The organism is Pseudomonas sp. MIL9, assembly GCF_016887925.1.
GTDB lineage: Bacteria > Pseudomonadota > Gammaproteobacteria > Pseudomonadales > Pseudomonadaceae > Aquipseudomonas > Aquipseudomonas mohnii.
Genome location: NZ_JAFEHE010000029.1, coordinates 22,790 through 38,879, shown reverse-complemented (window position 1 = coordinate 38,879; position 16,090 = coordinate 22,790). Strand labels below are relative to the sequence as shown.

Genomic DNA, 16,090 nt, shown 5'->3' with positions numbered 1-16,090 from the left:
AAGTCACCAGGTGAGTCAGCAACTCAACAATCCGGCTTATCCGCCGTATACCTTCTCGCCGGATTCACCGCCGCACCAAACTCACGCAAGGCCTTGGCACCAATCAGCAGCGGATAGTTGAAGCTGCTGCGGTCGGTCAGGTTGACCTCGACCGTGCGCTTGACGTTGCCCAGGCACAATTCCAGATCGACCACCGGGCGCTTGGAAGGCGCGGCGGTTTCTTCGTCCTCGTCCTCTTCGGAGCGGGTCTTGATCTTGCTGATCCGCGCGACCTTGTGTTCGTAGACCTTGTTGCTCGCATCCTTGGTGGCGAGGCGGAAACGCACCCAGTTCTCGCCGTCACGGGTAAAGGTTTCGATGTCCTTGGCCGACAGCGACGCCGTCAGGGCGCCGGTGTCCATTTTCGCCTTGAGCACTTCACCGCCGATTTCCGGCAGTGCGATGTATTCGTAACGCCCGTACAGGGTGGGCTCGGCGGCCAGCACCGGCAGGGCTAACAGGGACAGCAGTGCGAGAAGGGATTTCACGTGATGGGCATCCTGGGTGAATGGGCAGCGAAATTTTAGACCGTCAGCGGGCAATTCGTTCGTTCTTGAAATCGCTTCGCGGGCAAGCCGCACTCCCACAGGGTGTTGTGTGACTCAATAACACTGCAATCCACTGCAGGAGCGGGCTTGCCCGCGAAGGGGCCGGTGCCATCAACATCATGATGTGACCGGATTTTCCTGCCCAGCCTACCCATCCAATGGTGAAACATTCGTCATCAGCCGATTTGGCCTGCCGACTGAAGCTGCTTATCATGGCGCGCCCAAAGGCTTTCAAGAGTTACCTATGCGCCGCCTGCTCACCGGCTGTTTCGTCACCCTGCTGCTGTTGCTCAACACCCTGGTCCTGATCGGGCCATTGATGGTATTTGCCCTGCTCAAACTGGTCCTGCCCGGTCGCTTGCGCGATTACGCCTCCTGGTCGGTGATGTGGATCGCCGAGACCTGGTCGGAAATCGACAAGCTGATCTTCCGCCTGTGCATCCCCACCCAATGGGATATACGCGGCGGCGACGACCTGCGTCGCGACACCTCCTACCTGGTCATCAGCAACCACCAATCCTGGGTCGACATTCCGGCGTTGATCCAGACGCTGAACCGACGCACACCGTTCTTCAAATTCTTCCTCAAGAAAGAGCTGATCTGGGTGCCGTTCCTGGGGCTGGCCTGGTGGGCGCTGGATTACCCGTTCATGAAGCGCTACTCCAAGGCGTTTCTGGCCAGGCACCCGGAGCTGGCCGGCAAGGATCTGGAGATCACCCGACAGGCCTGCGAATTGTTCAAACGCCAACCGGTGACGGTCGTCAATTATCTGGAAGGCACTCGCTATACCGCAGCGAAAAGCGCTCAGCAGCAGTCACCCTTCACTCACCTGCTCAAGCCCAAGGCCGGTGGCGTGGCGTTTGTGCTGGCGGCAATGGGCGAACAGCTGGATGCGATTCTCGACGTCACGGTGGTGTATCCGCAGCAGGGGATTCCGGGGTTCTGGGATTTGATCAGCGGCAACGTGCCAAGGGTCATCATCGACATCAAGACCCGCGAACTCGACCCGGCGCTATGGCAGGGCGATTACGAAAACGATCCGCTGTTTCGCGAGAAAATCCAGAACTGGGTCAACCAGCTCTGGATCGAGAAGGACCGGCGCATCGACGCGTTGCGCGGCGAAAGCGGCTGATCAACTGCCGGTGCCGATACCGGTGCCCCAGATGCCGCCCAGGCTTTGCAACAGCGAACCGGCAACGCCCTGCTGACCGAGGTATTGCAGGATCACCGGGGCAAACATGCCGACCATGCCGCTGTCCATGCCCAGCGCGCTGAAGGCGTTGTTCAAGTCGTTGGTGTCCTTGACGTTGCCCAAGGCATTATCCAGTCCTGCCGCCTTGCCGCTTGCACCGAGCAAACCGGCGAGCGCGCCCAGCTCGCCACCGCCCGACAGACTGTCGATTCCCGGCACACTTTTGGCCAGTTCAGAATAATCGGTCGAACTCAGCTGATTCTTCGCCAGCCCCAGCATCGCCCCGGTGCCACCGATCACTTGTTGCGGCGTTACATTCAACTGGCTGAGCGCGCCCAGCAAGTCGGCTGTCTGCGGCGTCGGCGCAGCGTTGGTGGCCGCGTTGCCGCCCTGCATCCCCGAAATGGCGTTGGCCGCATCGCCCAGGCTGAACTGGGCGAAGACCGGGCTGGCCGCCAGGGTCATCAGCGAAGCCAGTGCAATACCGCGTGAAATCTTCATCCAGACATCCTCTATGAAAAACCGCCCGGCAGTGGGCGGTGAAACGCTGCGCGTTGGACTGGTTTCCCCCGACATTGTTCCCGCCCCTGTAGGAGCGAGCCTGCTCGCGAAAAACGCAGGGACAACGCGGTCATTCAGATAGCACGCGTTATCGTTGGCGTCCATCGCGAGCAGGCTCGCTCCTACTGGGATCAGGTTCATCACGATATTTTCCCGGTGCTGCATCCAGTGCCGCTTCACGCCCGTATATCAAGCACGGACAGACATTCCTGGCCGATTCTCCCCAAAAGGATCATCACCATGACACGCACCTCGATCAAAACACCCTTGATTGCCGGCCTGCTGACCCTGGCCCTTGGCGGCGGCCTCGCCCTGAACACCACTGTGCAAGCCACGACTATGAGCCACGACAGCGTGATGGTCGGCGCCGAACTGGCCGAGCACCTGGCAGCGCCGCTGGGATCGGTAAAATCCTGGATCCGCCGTGGCATGGAACGCCTGCGCAGGTGCCTTGAATCATGAACTATCAAACGCCATCCCTGCGCCGTGCCCTCGCCGCCGACTACGCCATTGGTTTGATGCCCTCGGCCGCGCGTCGACGTTTCGAACAGCTGCTGCTGGAAGACGCGGCGCTACGTGTGGAATTGGCGCAGTGGCAGCAAAGCCTGGCCAGCCTCACCGATACCTTGCCTGAACAACCGGTGCCGGATCGCGTGTGGAAAGGCATTACCGCACGCATCGAACCGCAGGTCCTGCACTTGCCGCACAAACGCCCGTTCTGGAATTGGCTACGGGCAACAGCGGCGATTGCCACCCTGGTGATCGTCGTGACCATCGGCGTGATCTACACCCGCGACGACGTGCGCTACAGCGCAACCCTGGCCAGCGCCGACACGCAGCCGGCATTGCGCGTCCAGGTGCACGCCGATTACCTGCAAGTCGAACCACTGGCATTGGCGGCGATCACACCGCAGCAAAGCCTGGAACTGTGGGCGATACCGGCCGACGGCAAACCGGTTTCCCTCGGGGTGATCCCGGCGGGCGGCAAAGGCAAGGTTGAACTGAGCGACGCGCAGAAAGCGCTGATCGGCAAACCGATTTCACTGGCGGTCAGCCTGGAGCCGAAGGGCGGTTCGCCGACCGGGCAACCGACCGGGCCGGTGTTGTATCAAGGGGCGTTGGCGGCGTTGTAATGGCCCTTATGGCGAGGGGGCTCCACTATCAGTTCTGCCAGTAGGCAGCACTGGCGGATTGCGCCACAGTGAAACCCTGAATGACCGGATATTCAGGGAGCCTTCACCATGCCGTCCAAACGCGCCACCGTGTTGTGCCGCTACCACTACGACCCGCTGGATCGACTGGCCGCCAGCACGCCATCGGCGCAGGCAATCTCCCAGCGCTTCTACCTGAAAGACCGCCTGACCACCGAAATCCAGGGCGCCGTGCAGCGTTCGATCATGCAGCACGAGGATCAACTGCTGGCGCAGCGAGAACGCCAAACCACCGCCGTGCAAACCCACCTCCTGGCCACCGATCAACAGCGCTCGGTGTTGAACCTGCTCGACGCCGTTGCGCGGCACCCTCTTGCCTACACCCCCTACGGCCATCGGCAGAACGGCTTGCTCAGCCTGCTCGGGTTCAATGGCGAACGGCGGGATCCGGTGACGGGGTCTTATTTGTTGGGCAATGGTTATCGGGCGTTTAACCCGGTGTTGATGAGGTTTAACAGTCCGGACAGTTGGAGTCCGTTTGGGGAGGGAGGGTTGAATGCGTATGGGTATTGTGTGGGGGATCCGGTGAATCGCATGGATCCTACCGGTCGCTTTCCCTCATTCCCCAGTGGCTATAACCCGTTGAAGGGGTTCAGAAACATGCTGCGGCGCGGAACGCCAACACGCCGAAATGCGCCGCTGCGCGCAAGTACGACAGCGTCAAGTTCACACCCGACTAACGCTTCGGAAATCAATGCCCCGCAAACGACCAAGGACATGACCATTGCATCCCAACAAGAAACGATCAAATCACAACAAAAAACAATCGCGTCCCAACAAAAAAATCTCGATTCAGCAGTAACGACAATAGAACAAGGCAGAGTCGTTGTACGTGATTACCAGAAAACAATTGCTCAACAGCAGGAATACATAGCTCAACAGCAAGCTAAAATAGACGACCTGATGTCTGACCTCGAGTTTGCAATACGAACCAACCCCGCCAGCTCCAGGGACGTGGCAGATATTACTGCCGTTTATGGCCCGCCCTCGCAGCAAAGCAGAGGAATCCCCGCAAATTACAATCAGCATGCTAATACTGCTATCCGTAGAGAGTAACGCTGACCACCTCAAATTCAGTAAACAAAAGAGGGCAACCTATAGGCTGCCCTCTTCTAACAATACCTCTAACCCTTACGCCGCACTGAACATCTTGTGCGGATCAATCACAAACTTCTTCGGCACGCCGGCATCGAACTCGCCATAACCCTGCGGCGCCTGATCCAGGCTGATCACCTGCACGCCCACCACTTCGGCGATGTTGATGCGGTCCCACATGATCGCCTGCATCAGCTGGCGGTTGTACTTCATCACCGGGGTCTGGCCGGTGTGGAAGCTGTGGGATTTGGCCCAGCCCAGGCCGAAGCGAATGCTCAGGCTGCCCATTTTCGCGGCGGCGTCGACAGCACCCGGATCTTCGGTGACGTAGAGGCCTGGGATACCGATCTTGCCCGCCACACGAACCACGCCCATCAGCGAGTTGAGCACGGTGGCCGGGGCTTCGTGTTTCACGCCGTCATGGCCGTGGCCGCGAGCTTCGAAGCCTACGGCGTCGATGGCGCAATCCACTTCTGGCTCGCCCAGCAGTGCAGCGATCTGTTCGTGCAGCGGGGTGTCCAGGGACAGGTCGGCAATTTCGAAACCCTGGGCCTTGGCGTGGGCCAGGCGCACGGTGTTGACGTCACCGATGATCACCACTGCCGCGCCCAGCAGGCGAGCGGAAGCGGCAGCCGCCAGGCCGACCGGACCGGCACCGGCGATGTACACGGTGCTGCCTGGGCCAACGCCCGCCGTCACGGCGCCGTGGTAACCGGTCGGCAGGATGTCGGAGAGGCAGGTCAGGTCACGGATTTTCTCCATGGCCCGGTCGCGGTCCGGCAGTTTCAGCAGGTTGAAGTCGGCGTACGGCACCATCGCGTACTCGGCCTGGCCACCGGTCCAGTCGCCCATGTCGACGTAGCCATAAGCACCGCCAGGGCGCGCCGGGTTGACGCTCAGGCACACGCCGGTGTGCATTTCCTTGCAGGAACGGCAGCGCCCGCAAGCCACGTTGAACGGCACGGACACCAGGTCGCCGATTTTCAGGTTCTCGACGTCACTGCCTTTCTCGACCACTTCACCGGTGATCTCGTGGCCCAGCACCAGGCCGGTTTGCGCCGTGGTACGGCCGCGCACCATGTGTTGGTCGGAGCCGCAGATGTTGGTGGAAACCACTTTGAGAATGACCCCGTGCTCGATCTTGCGACCGCGCGGGTCCTGCATTTTCGGATAGTCGATTTTCTGTACTTCGACCTTGCCAGCGCCGAGATACACCACACCACGATTGCCAGACATGCTTTCACCTCGCTGTTGTTTTTATGGAACCGCGTTGCCCAGGCAGGCAGCGCGTTAAGTGCTCGGGTACAGATGCTGTTTCTGTGTTGCCTGTAAGGGCCTCATCGCTGGCAAGCCAGCTCCCACAGTGGACGGGGTGTACACAAATTCTGTGAACGACATAAAACCCTGTGGGAGCTGGCTTGCCAGCGATGGCGATTTAAAGAACGACCGTGCGATTGGCGTTCAAAAACACCCGTCGCTCAATGTGATAACCAACGGCCCGCGCCAGGGTCAGGCCTTCGATATCCCGTCCCTTGGCGATCAAGTCTTCGGGGTAATGACTGTGATCCACCACCTCGACGCCCTGGGCGATGATCGGCCCTTCATCGAGGTCGTTGTTGATGTAGTGCGCGGTCGCGCCGACCAGTTTCACGCCCTTGTTGTAGGCCTGGTGGTACGGCTTGGCGCCCTTGAAACCCGGCAGCAGCGAGTGATGGATGTTGATCGCCTTGCCGTCGAGTTTGCGGCACAGCTCCGGTGACAGCACTTGCATGTAGCGGGCAAGGATCACCAGTTCGGCGCCGGACTCTTCGATCACCTGCCAGACCTGACGCTCCTGTGACGGCTTGTCGTTCGGATCCAGCGGGAAGTGGTAGTACGGAATCTGATGCCAGTCGGCCAAAGGCTTGAGGTCCGGGTGGTTCGACACCACGGCAACCACGTCCATCGACAACTGGCCGATGCGCTGGCGATAGAGCAAGTCGTTGAGGCAGTGATCGGCCTTGGAGACCATGATCACCACTTTCGGCCGGTAGTGCGGCGGGGTCAGCTCGAAGGCCATGCCGAAGGCTTCGCCGCGGGCCTGCAAGCCTGTACGAAACGCCTGCTCGTCGAAACCGTCGGGCTGGCGGAATTCCACGCGAATGAAGAAGCGGCCCGAGAGCCGGTCATCGAAGGAATGGTGTTCGGTGACGTAGCAGCTCTGCTCGAACAGAAAGCGCGTCACCGCGTCCACCGTGCCGAGGACACTGGGGCAGTCGGCGGTCAGAATCCATGTGTCTGGGGCGCGGCTCATAGTGCGGTGACTCCTGAGACATCGATAGTCGAAACGGCTTCTTGTGGGAGCGAGCCTGCTCGCGATGGACTTGAGAGCGGCGCGTTGTATCAGGAAGAACGCGTCATCGTTAACGTCCATCGCGAGCAGGCTCGCTCCTACAAGGTCGGTTGTGGTCAGGCCTGAACGCTCAGCCCGTACTCGGCCGCTGCATCCTGCAACCACAACCACCAGTAATCCGAGAAGCTGCGACGAATCAGCAGTTCCCAGGTGTCTTCGGCGGTGTGACGGATCACCAGTTGCGACTTGGCGAACACCGTGCCAACCGCCTTGCCCACCGGGAAGTTGTTGGGGTGCACGTCGTAGCTGGTGGACTTCATCAGCACCTGGCGCACGTTCGGGCCGCTCAGTTCGAGGATCTGCTGCCCGCCGCTGACGTTGACGATCTGGATGTGCAGGTCGCCCAGCGCTTCACGCAGTTTTTTCTCGGCGGCGAATTCTTCACCGGTCGGCACGATCAGCAGCCATTCATCCGGCCCCATCCATTGCAGGCTGGTTTCACCTTTGACGATGACGGTCAGCGCGGCCGGCAATTCGATGCCCAGGGCCTTGTGCACGCCGGCAGCGAACGCTGCGTCATGGCCATCGCCACGAATGGTCAGGTGACCGAGGAGTTTTTTCTCGCGCACGGTCACGCCGGCGTTCTTGCGACCCTTGCCCACCAGGCTGGCGAGGTCGGCGTGATGCAGCGACGACTCGGCCTTGGCCCCGGAGGTTGGGCGTTGTTGGTAAACATTGGCTGCGGTCATAAAGCACCTTTTCCTGAATTCTGTTGGTTCCGGCCCTTGTGGTGGCAGGTCTACTGCTATCGCGAGCAGGCTCGCTCCCACATTTGACCGGGTTTCCCTGTGGGAGCGAGCCTGCTCGCGATAGCGGCGGCACAGTCACCACAGGGCCCGAGGCCGTCAAACGTTCTGGCGCTCGCCTTTCGGATCGAAGAACACCGAAGAAACGATTTCCGCTTCGATCACGCTGCCGTCCGCCAGTGGCGCGAACACGCGCTCACCCATGCGGTTCAGGCCGCCCTTGACCACGCCCATGGCAAACGAATAGCCCAGGGAGTTGTGCGCGTAGCTGGAGGTCACGTGACCGACCATGGTCATCGGGATCGCCTGCTTGGTGTTGAACACCAGTTGCGCCCCTTCCGGCAGCCATTTGGTCGGATCGATCGGCTTCAGGCCAACCAGCTGCTTGCGTTGATCACGCACGCAGTCTTCGCGATTCATGCCACGCCAGCCGATCCACGAGAACGGTTTGGTGCGACCCACGCACCAGCCCATGTTCAGGTCGTCCGGGGTCATCGAGCCGTCGGTGTCCTGGCCGACGATGATGAAGCCCTTCTCGGCCCGCAGCACGTGCATGGTTTCGGTGCCATATGGCGTCAGGTTGTACTTCTTGCCAGCATCGACAATCTTCTCCAGCACACCCATCGCATAGTCGGCTTGCACGTTGACTTCGTACGACAGCTCACCGGTAAACGAAATCCGGAACACCCGCGCCGGTACGCCACCGACCAGACCTTCTTTCCAGGTCATGAACGGGAAGGCTTCGTTGCTCAGGTCGATGTCGGTGACTTCGCTGAGCAGCTTGCGGCTGTTCGGCCCGGACAGGGTCATGGTTGCCCAGTGGTCGGTCACGGACGTGAAGTACACCTTCAGGTCTGGCCATTCGGTCTGTTGATAGATCTCCAGCCATTGCAGCACGCGTGCGGCGCCGCCGGTGGTGGTGGTCATGACGAAATGGTTGTCGGCCAGGCAGGCGGTCACGCCGTCGTCGAACACCATGCCGTCTTCTTTACACATCAGGCCGTAACGCGCCTTGCCCACATCGAGCTTGGTCCAGGCGTTGGTGTAGATGCGGTTGAGGAACTCACGCGCGTCCGGGCCCTGGATGTCGATCTTGCCCAGGGTCGAAGCGTCCAGCAGGCCAACGCTGTCGCGCACGGCTTTGCATTCACGCTTGACCGCGGCGTGCATGTCTTCACCGGATTTCGGGAAGTACCAGGGGCGTTTCCACTGACCGACGTCTTCGAACTCGGCGCCATTTTTCAGGTGCCAGTGATGCAGGGCGGTGAAACGCACCGGCTCGAAGATGTGCCCACAGTGACGACCGGCCACGGCGCCGAAGGTCACCGGCGTGTAGTTCGGGCGGAACATGGTGGTGCCCATCTGCGGGATGGTCACGTTCAGCGAACGGGCGGCAATCGCCAGGCCGTTGACGTTACCGAGCTTGCCCTGATCGGTGCCGAAGCCCAGCGCGGTGTAGCGCTTGACGTGCTCGACCGACTCGAAGCCCTCGCGGGTCGCCAGTTCGATGGCGGCGGCGGTGACGTCGTTCTGCAGGTCGACGAATTGCTTCGGCGCCCGTGCGGTGTTCTTTTCATGGGGCACCTGGAACAGCGCCAGGGTCGGCTCTTCCAGACGTGTCAGGGCTTTGGGCAGCGTCGCTTCGACCGTACCGAAACCGGCTTCGCTGGCCGCGCGCACGCCGCCTTCAAAACCGTCGGCCAGGGAATCACCCAGGCCATAGACGCCGTTGATGCCGCCGACGCACACGCGTTTCTGCGGTGCTTCACCCGGCACGAAACCGAGGATGTCTTCGCGCCAGATCGGCTTGCCGCCCAGGTGCGAAGCCAGGTGAACCACCGGGCTGTAGCCGCCGGAACTGGCGACCAGGTCGCACTCGAGCCATTCGCCAGGGCTGGTGACTTTGTGTCCCTTGACATCGATCGCGGCCACGCGGGCAGCGGTCACGTGCTTGCTGCCACGGGCCTCGATCACGGCGCTGCCGGTGAGGATGCGGATGCCTTTGGCGCGTGCTTCTTCCACCAGCGCCCCACGCGGGTTGCTGCGAGCATCGGCGACGGCCACGACTTGCAGGCCGGCGTCGAGCCAATCCAGCGCCACGCGATAGGCATGGTCGTTGTTGGTGCTCAGGACAAGTTTCTTGCCCGGTGCCACGCCGTAACGGCGCACATAAGTCGAGACAGCACCGGCCAGCATGTTGCCCGGCACGTCGTTGTTGCCGTAAACCAGCGGACGCTCGTGAGCACCGGTCGCCAGCACCACACGCTTGGCGCGAACGCGGTGGATGCGTTGACGCACCTGGCCAATCGGGGCACGGTCGCCGAGGTGATCGGTGAGCCGCTCGTGAATGGTCAGGAAGTTATGGTCGTGGTAGCCGTTGACCGTGGCGCGCGGCAACAGCAGCACGTCCGGGGTGTCCTTCAGCTCGGCGATGACGCTGGCGACCCACTCCACGGCAGGCTTGCCGTCGAGGCTTTCGCGGGAGTCGAGCAGGCTGCCGCCGAACTCTTCCTGCTCATCGGCGAGGATCACCCGGGCGCCACTGCGTGCAGCCGCCAGTGCAGCGGCCAGACCCGCAGGGCCGGCGCCGACGATCAGCACGTCGCAGTGCTGGTTCATGTAGTCGTAGGTGTCCGGATCGTTCTCGGTCGGCGAGCGGCCCAGACCGGCGGCCTTGCGAATGTACTTCTCGTAGGTCATCCAGAACGATTGCGGGTACATGAAGGTTTTGTAGTAGAAACCCGGTGGCATCAGCTTGCCGCCGACCTTGCCGAGAATCCCCATCATGTCGTTGTTCACGCTTGGCCAGCCGTTGGTGCTGGTGGCGACCAGGCCTTGATACAGCGCTTGTTGCGTGGCGCGTACGTTCGGGATTTGCGTGGCTTCGGTGGCGCCGATCTGCAGCACCGCGTTCGGCTCTTCGGCACCGGCGGCGAAGATGCCGCGCGGGCGGGAGTACTTGAAGCTGCGACCGATGATGTCGACGCCGTTGGCCAGCAGTGCAGCGGCCAGGGAGTCGCCTTCGTAGCCTTTGTAGCTCTGGCCGTTGAAGGTGAACGTCAGGACTTTGTTGCGGTCGATCCGTCCGCCGTTGGACAGGCGATTGGTCTGGCTCATACCTTCTCTCCCAGAGCCGTGCTGGCCGCTTTCGGGCTATCGGTCTTGTCGGTGAATTGTGGCTTGGTGCCGATCTTGTAGGTTTCGAGAATCTCGTAGGTCACGGTGTCGCGGGTGGCGTTGAAGTACTGACGGCAACCGGCGGCGTGAATCCACAGTTCATGGTGCAGACCGCGAGGGTTGTCGCGGAAGAACATGTAGTCGCCCCACTCCTCGTCGGTGCAGCTGTTCGGATCCAGTGGACGCGGGATGTGCGCCTGGCCGGATGCGTGGAATTCCTCTTCGGAGCGCAGTTCGCCGCAGTGAGGACAGAAGATATGCAACATGGGGATTTCTCCTGTTAGTGGGCAACCGCAGCAGCGCCGTGTTCATCGATCAACGCACCGTTGTGGAAACGGTCGATGGAGAAAGGTGCGGCCAACGGGTGCATTTCACCCTTGGCCAGACTCGCGGCAAACACGTTGCCCGAGCCAGGTGTTGCCTTGAAGCCACCGGTGCCCCAACCGCAGTTGAAGAACATGTTCGGTACCGGGGTTTTCGAGATGATCGGGCACGCATCCGGCGTGGTGTCGACGATGCCGCCCCACTGACGGTTCATGCGGACGCGCGACAGCACCGGGAACATTTCGACGATGGCCTGGATGGTGTGCTCGATCACCGGGTACGAACCACGCTGGCCGTAGCCGTTGTAGCCGTCGATACCGGCGCCGATCACCAGGTCGCCCTTGTCGGACTGGCTGATGTAACCGTGTACGGCGTTGGACATGATCACGCTGTCGATAATCGGCTTGATCGGCTCGGACACCAGCGCTTGCAGCGGGTGGGATTCGATCGGCAGACGGAAACCGGCCAGCTTGGCCATGTGCCCGGAGTTACCGGCGGTGACCACGCCGACGCGCTTGGCGCCGATGAAGCCCTTGTTGGTTTCGACACCGATGCACACACCGTTTTCCTTGCGGAAACCAATCACTTCGGTCTGCTGGATCAGGTCCACGCCCAGTGCGTCGGCGGCACGGGCAAAGCCCCAGGCCACGGCATCGTGACGGGCCACGCCGCCGCGACGCTGGACGGTAGCGCCCATCACCGGGTAGCGGGTGTTCTTCGAGCAGTCGAGGTACGGAATCTCGTCGGCCACTTGCTTGGCATCGAGCAGTTCGCCGTCGACGCCGTTGAGGCGGTTGGCGCTGACACGACGCTCGGAATCACGGATGTCCTGCAGGGTATGGCACAGGTTGTAGACGCCGCGCTGGGAGAACATCACGTTGTAGTTCAGGTCCTGGGACAGGCCTTCCCACAGCTTCATCGCGTGTTCGTACAGGTGCGCCGACTCGTCCCACAGGTAGTTGGAACGAACGATGGTGGTGTTGCGCGCGGTGTTACCGCCGCCCAGCCAGCCTTTTTCGACCACGGCCACGTTGGTGATGCCGTGTTCCTTGGCCAGGTAGTAGGCGGTCGCCAGACCATGTCCGCCACCGCCGACGATGACCACGTCGTAGACCTTTTTAGGGGTCGGCGTGCGCCACATCCGCTGCCAGTTTTCGTGGTGGCTGAGAGAGTGTTTGAAGAGGCCGAAGCCCGAGTAGCGTTGCATAGTCATTTACTCCAAAACCGCACTCAGCGATAAACCGGGAAGTCCGCGCACAGGGCCGCCACTTGCTCGGCGACATTGGCCTCGACATCGGCGTCGCCGAGGTTGTCGAGGATGTCGCAGATCCAGCCCGCCAGAGTGACGCACTGGGTCACCTTGAAGCCGCGCGTGGTCACCGCCGGGGTGCCGATGCGCAGGCCGGAGGTGACGAACGGCGACTGTGGATCGTTCGGGACAGCGTTCTTGTTCACGGTGATGTGGGCGCGACCGAGCGCTGCATCCGCCTCTTTGCCGGTGAGGCCCTGACGGATCAGGCTGACCAGGAACAGGTGGTTATCGGTGCCGCCGGACACTACATCGTAGCCGCGTTTGATAAATACGCCGGCCATGGCCTGGGCGTTGTCGATGACTTGTTGCTGGTAGGCCTTGAAGCCTGGCTCCAGCGCTTCCTTGAAGCACACTGCCTTGCCGGCGATCACGTGCATCAGCGGGCCGCCCTGGGCGCCGGGGAATACCGCGGCGTTGAGCTTCTTCTCGATTTCTTCGTTGGCCTTGGCCAGGATCAGGCCGCCACGTGGACCGCGCAGGGTCTTGTGGGTGGTGGTGGTGACCACATCAGCGTACGGCAGCGGGTTCGGGTACAGACCGGCGGCGACCAGACCGGCCACGTGCGCCATGTCGACGAACAGCAGCGCACCAACCTTGTCGGCGATCTGACGGAAGCGCGGGAAGTCCAGGGTCTTGGAGTAGGCGGAGAAGCCGGCGACGATCATCTTCGGCTTGCACTCGACGGCCAGACGCTCGACTTCGTCGTAGTCGATCAGCCCGGTCTTGGTATCGATGCCGTACTGCACGGCGTTGTACAGCTTGCCCGAGGACGACACTTTGGCGCCGTGGGTCAGGTGACCGCCGTGGGCCAGGCTCATGCCCAGGATGGTGTCGCCCGCTTGCAGCAGGGCCAGGTAAACCGCGCTGTTGGCCGAAGAGCCGGAGTGCGGCTGGACGTTGGCGTAGTCGGCGCCGAACAGTTGCTTGGCGCGCTCGATGGCCAGGGCTTCAACCTTGTCCACGTGCTCGCAGCCACCGTAGTAGCGCTTGCCCGGATAGCCTTCGGCGTATTTGTTGGTCAGGCCGCTGCCCTGGGCCTGCATGACGCGTTTGCTGGTGTAGTTCTCTGACGCGATCAGCTCGATGTGATCTTCCTGGCGTTGCTCCTCGGCATTCATCGCCGCCAGCAGTGCATCGTCGTAACCCTGGATCTGGTCTTGCTTGCTGAACATCGCGTCTCTCCCAGCGGCATCTATGCGCCATTCGTCTCGGTAAGGCACCGGTGTTTCGGCAGTGCCCTTTGATAGCGATGGTATGACCGGCGCAGACAGGCCAAATGCCTACGGACGCCACGTAAAGGTGCGTTTACGACATGGCGGAGAATGACTGGTCGGGCACTCTTCTCAAATCAGTGAGAAACCCTGTGGGAGCTGGCTTGCCAGCGATGATGGCATCACATCCAGTATTGATGGCGACTGGTCCACCGCTATCGCTGGCAAGCCAGCTCCCACAGGGTTATACGGCGATCTGGCGGACGAGTAGCAGCACAAGGAAATGCACCGGATAGAGGGCATACGCCCAACGCCGCATCGGTGGTGGTTTTACGCCCTTGGCATGTCGCAACAAGAACAGTCCCAGCCAGGGCGCGATCAGGCATGTGGCGATGGCCGGAATGGCCGCAGGATTGCCCAATCGTGCGGCGTGATACAGCACTTGCCATTGATTGGCCGCCAGACAAACCAGCCCCGGCAACAGCGCGAAACACCAGGGACGTCGGATCACCAGCAGCAGCGCCAACGGCAACAGCACGCCAAAGAAACCGAACATCAATCGCGACCAGAAAACCGCCGCCAGCACCAGGGCGACGAGCGCCAACAGTCGCGCCTGAAGCCCTTGCGCTTGCCAGCCCCGTGCCACCAGCAGGCCCAAGGCCAGGGTAGGCAAGACGTTCAAGGTGTCGGGATCCGGAATGTACATCCGGTAAGGCACTTCGCTCACCGCACTGAACAGCAGCAACCAGCCCAGATAGCGCCATTGTCCCTCTGACTTCACGGCGGGCGTGCGCGCCAGATTGGCCGCCATCGCCAGGCAAAACCACGGAAACGCCAGACGCCCCGGCACATACAAAAGATCGACGGAATAACCGACATAACGCAGGTGATCGAGCACCATGCTCAGCAGCGCCAGCCACTTGAGCAGATCCAGTGCACCGTCGCGCGGCGTTAAGTGCTGCTGTGTCAAGTGCATCGCCACGTGCATAATTGCCCGGTATCCCCGTAATTTTCTGACAGTGACATCCCGTGCGCTCCCCGGACGATCTTCGGTAGAGTGCGCACCCTCATTGACCACGAGACGCTTCACCATAAGCGCCCCGACCACGGAAGCAGGCCATGACCGACAAGAGCCAACAATTCGCCAGCGACAACTACTCCGGCATTTGCCCCGAAGCCTGGGCGGCCATGGAGCAGGCCAACCATGGCCACCAGCGCGCATACGGCGACGACGAATGGACCGCCCGCGCGTCCGACGATTTCCGTAAATTGTTCGAAACCGACTGCGAAGTGTTCTTCGCCTTCAACGGCACCGCGGCCAACTCCCTGGCCCTCTCGTCGCTGTGCCAGAGTTACCACAGCGTGATCTGCTCGGAAACCGCCCACGTCGAAACCGACGAATGTGGCGCGCCGGAATTCTTCTCCAACGGCTCCAAACTGCTGATCGCCCGCACCGAAAACGGCAAGCTGACTCCGGAATCGATCCGCGAAGTCGCCCTCAAGCGCCAGGACATCCACTACCCGAAACCCCGCGTCGTGACCCTCACCCAGGCCACCGAAGTCGGCAGCGTCTACACCCCGGACGAAATCCGCGCCATCAGCGCCACCTGCAAGGAACTGGGCCTGAACCTGCACATGGACGGCGCGCGGTTCTCCAACGCCTGCGCATTCCTCGGCTGCTCGCCAGCGGACCTGACCTGGAAGGCCGGCGTCGACGTGCTGTGCTTCGGCGGCACGAAAAACGGCATGGCCGTGGGCGAAGCGATCCTGTTCTTCAACCACACACTGGCCGAAGACTTCGACTACCGCTGTAAACAGGCCGGGCAACTGGCGTCGAAAATGCGTTTCCTCTCCGCGCCCTGGGTCGGGATCCTGGAAAACGACGCCTGGCTCAAATACGCCAATCACGCCAACCGCTGCGCGCAATTGCTGGCCGAGCTGGTCAGCGACATTCCTGGCGTGGAACTGATGTTCCCGGTTCAGGCCAACGGCGTGTTCCTGCAACTCTCGGAACCGGCCATCGCCGCGCTGACCGCCAAGGGCTGGCGCTTCTACACCTTCATCGGCAACGGCGGCGCACGCTTCATGTGCTCGTGGGACACCGAAGAAGAACGCGTGCGGGAATTGGCCAGGGACATCCGTGAAGTGATGTCGCACTAAAAACCCTGGTTTGCACTGCCCCCCCCTGTGGGAGCGAGCTTGCGATGAGGCCAGCCCATCCAACAATGATGTCAGCTGACACACCGCCATCGCGAGCAAGCTCGCTCCCACAAAAGCCCCAC

General features: G+C 61.5%; 14 protein-coding genes and 1 pseudogene. 5 read left to right on the top strand and 10 right to left on the bottom strand.

The window, feature by feature from the left end; genetic code table 11:
- Nucleotides 1-23: 23 nt before the first annotated feature.
- Nucleotides 24-527, bottom strand: a complete 504-nt coding sequence (locus tag JQF37_RS26665; protein WP_130210190.1) for an ATP-dependent zinc protease — start codon at nucleotides 525-527, stop codon at nucleotides 24-26.
- Between the two features lie 304 nt (nucleotides 528-831).
- Between JQF37_RS26665 and JQF37_RS26660 the strand changes: the two genes are divergently transcribed.
- Nucleotides 832-1,719 (top strand): acyltransferase, encoded by an 888-nt coding sequence (locus tag JQF37_RS26660; RefSeq protein ID WP_130210188.1) that lies wholly within the window; start codon nucleotides 832-834, stop codon nucleotides 1,717-1,719.
- Here the strand turns inward: JQF37_RS26660 and JQF37_RS26655 are convergent, their stop codons facing one another.
- The gene (locus JQF37_RS26655; protein ID WP_103404157.1) at nucleotides 1,720-2,280 is read right to left on the bottom strand and encodes a DUF2780 domain-containing protein; all 561 of its coding nucleotides are present in this window, start codon (nucleotides 2,278-2,280) and stop codon (nucleotides 1,720-1,722) included.
- A gap of 387 nt (nucleotides 2,281-2,667) precedes the next feature.
- Here JQF37_RS26655 and JQF37_RS26650 point away from each other — a divergent pair.
- The 3 genes and pseudogenes from JQF37_RS26650 to JQF37_RS26640 form a co-directional block, all read left to right on the top strand.
- Nucleotides 2,668-2,802 (top strand): annotated as a pseudogene (locus JQF37_RS26650) (RNA polymerase subunit sigma-70); the annotation flags it as partial.
- Nucleotides 2,799-3,473 (top strand): anti-sigma factor, encoded by a 675-nt coding sequence (locus JQF37_RS26645; protein WP_130210184.1) that lies wholly within the window; start codon nucleotides 2,799-2,801, stop codon nucleotides 3,471-3,473. The pseudogene JQF37_RS26650 and the gene JQF37_RS26645, both read left to right, overlap by 4 nt.
- 108 nt (nucleotides 3,474-3,581) lie before the next feature.
- Nucleotides 3,582-4,607, top strand: coding sequence for an RHS repeat-associated core domain-containing protein (locus JQF37_RS26640; protein ID WP_130210182.1), 1,026 nt, complete (start codon nucleotides 3,582-3,584; stop codon nucleotides 4,605-4,607).
- A 75-nt stretch (nucleotides 4,608-4,682) separates the two neighbouring features.
- Here JQF37_RS26640 and fdhA read toward each other — a convergent pair whose 3' ends face one another.
- From fdhA to JQF37_RS26600, 8 genes are all read right to left on the bottom strand, one after another.
- Nucleotides 4,683-5,882, bottom strand: coding sequence for a formaldehyde dehydrogenase, glutathione-independent (gene fdhA, locus JQF37_RS26635; RefSeq protein ID WP_130210180.1), 1,200 nt, complete (start codon nucleotides 5,880-5,882; stop codon nucleotides 4,683-4,685).
- Nucleotides 5,883-6,081: 199 nt separating this feature from the next.
- Complete coding sequence (gene purU / locus JQF37_RS26630; RefSeq protein WP_130210178.1) at nucleotides 6,082-6,939, bottom strand: formyltetrahydrofolate deformylase; 858 nt, start codon at nucleotides 6,937-6,939, stop codon at nucleotides 6,082-6,084.
- Nucleotides 6,940-7,094: 155 nt separating this feature from the next.
- Nucleotides 7,095-7,727, bottom strand: coding sequence for a sarcosine oxidase subunit gamma family protein (gene soxG / locus JQF37_RS26625; protein ID WP_130210176.1), 633 nt, complete (start codon nucleotides 7,725-7,727; stop codon nucleotides 7,095-7,097).
- Nucleotides 7,728-7,883: 156 nt separating this feature from the next.
- A complete protein-coding gene (locus tag JQF37_RS26620) occupies nucleotides 7,884-10,901 on the bottom strand; it encodes a sarcosine oxidase subunit alpha (RefSeq protein WP_130210174.1) in 3,018 nt (1,005 codons plus the stop codon).
- The gene (locus tag JQF37_RS26615) at nucleotides 10,898-11,227 is read right to left on the bottom strand and encodes a sarcosine oxidase subunit delta (protein ID WP_047534309.1); all 330 of its coding nucleotides are present in this window, start codon (nucleotides 11,225-11,227) and stop codon (nucleotides 10,898-10,900) included. Before JQF37_RS26615 ends, JQF37_RS26620 begins: the two co-directional genes overlap by 4 nt.
- A gap of 14 nt (nucleotides 11,228-11,241) precedes the next feature.
- Entirely contained in the window at nucleotides 11,242-12,492 is a 1,251-nt protein-coding gene (locus tag JQF37_RS26610) for a sarcosine oxidase subunit beta (protein WP_007980419.1), read from the bottom strand.
- 23 nt (nucleotides 12,493-12,515) lie between these two features.
- Entirely contained in the window at nucleotides 12,516-13,769 is a 1,254-nt protein-coding gene (gene glyA / locus JQF37_RS26605; protein ID WP_130210172.1) for a serine hydroxymethyltransferase, read from the bottom strand.
- A gap of 283 nt (nucleotides 13,770-14,052) precedes the next feature.
- Nucleotides 14,053-14,784 (bottom strand): TraX family protein, encoded by a 732-nt coding sequence (locus JQF37_RS26600; protein ID WP_223272715.1) that lies wholly within the window; start codon nucleotides 14,782-14,784, stop codon nucleotides 14,053-14,055.
- Between the two features lie 143 nt (nucleotides 14,785-14,927).
- Between JQF37_RS26600 and JQF37_RS26595 the strand changes: the two genes are divergently transcribed.
- A complete protein-coding gene (locus tag JQF37_RS26595) occupies nucleotides 14,928-15,968 on the top strand; it encodes a low specificity L-threonine aldolase (RefSeq protein WP_130210168.1) in 1,041 nt (346 codons plus the stop codon).
- The last annotated feature ends 122 nt before the right edge of the window (nucleotides 15,969-16,090 follow it).

Excerpts from the sequence above, each read along its gene's own strand:
- JQF37_RS26600 (WP_223272715.1), bottom strand. The coding sequence starts at position 14,784 with ATGCACTTGACACAGCAGCACTTAACGCCGCGCGACGGTGCACTGGAT.
- soxG (WP_130210176.1), bottom strand. The coding sequence starts at position 7,727 with ATGACCGCAGCCAATGTTTACCAACAACGCCCAACCTCCGGGGCCAAG.
- purU (WP_130210178.1), bottom strand. The coding sequence starts at position 6,939 with ATGAGCCGCGCCCCAGACACATGGATTCTGACCGCCGACTGCCCCAGT.
- JQF37_RS26655 (WP_103404157.1), bottom strand. The coding sequence starts at position 2,280 with ATGAAGATTTCACGCGGTATTGCACTGGCTTCGCTGATGACCCTGGCG.
- glyA (WP_130210172.1), bottom strand. The coding sequence starts at position 13,769 with ATGTTCAGCAAGCAAGACCAGATCCAGGGTTACGACGATGCACTGCTG.
- fdhA (WP_130210180.1), bottom strand. The coding sequence starts at position 5,882 with ATGTCTGGCAATCGTGGTGTGGTGTATCTCGGCGCTGGCAAGGTCGAA.
- JQF37_RS26615 (WP_047534309.1), bottom strand. The coding sequence starts at position 11,227 with ATGTTGCATATCTTCTGTCCTCACTGCGGCGAACTGCGCTCCGAAGAG.
- JQF37_RS26645 (WP_130210184.1), top strand. The coding sequence starts at position 2,799 with ATGAACTATCAAACGCCATCCCTGCGCCGTGCCCTCGCCGCCGACTAC.
- JQF37_RS26660 (WP_130210188.1), top strand. The coding sequence starts at position 832 with ATGCGCCGCCTGCTCACCGGCTGTTTCGTCACCCTGCTGCTGTTGCTC.
- JQF37_RS26595 (WP_130210168.1), top strand. The coding sequence starts at position 14,928 with ATGACCGACAAGAGCCAACAATTCGCCAGCGACAACTACTCCGGCATT.
- JQF37_RS26620 (WP_130210174.1), bottom strand. The coding sequence starts at position 10,901 with ATGAGCCAGACCAATCGCCTGTCCAACGGCGGACGGATCGACCGCAAC.
- JQF37_RS26610 (WP_007980419.1), bottom strand. The coding sequence starts at position 12,492 with ATGCAACGCTACTCGGGCTTCGGCCTCTTCAAACACTCTCTCAGCCAC.
- JQF37_RS26640 (WP_130210182.1), top strand. The coding sequence starts at position 3,582 with ATGCCGTCCAAACGCGCCACCGTGTTGTGCCGCTACCACTACGACCCG.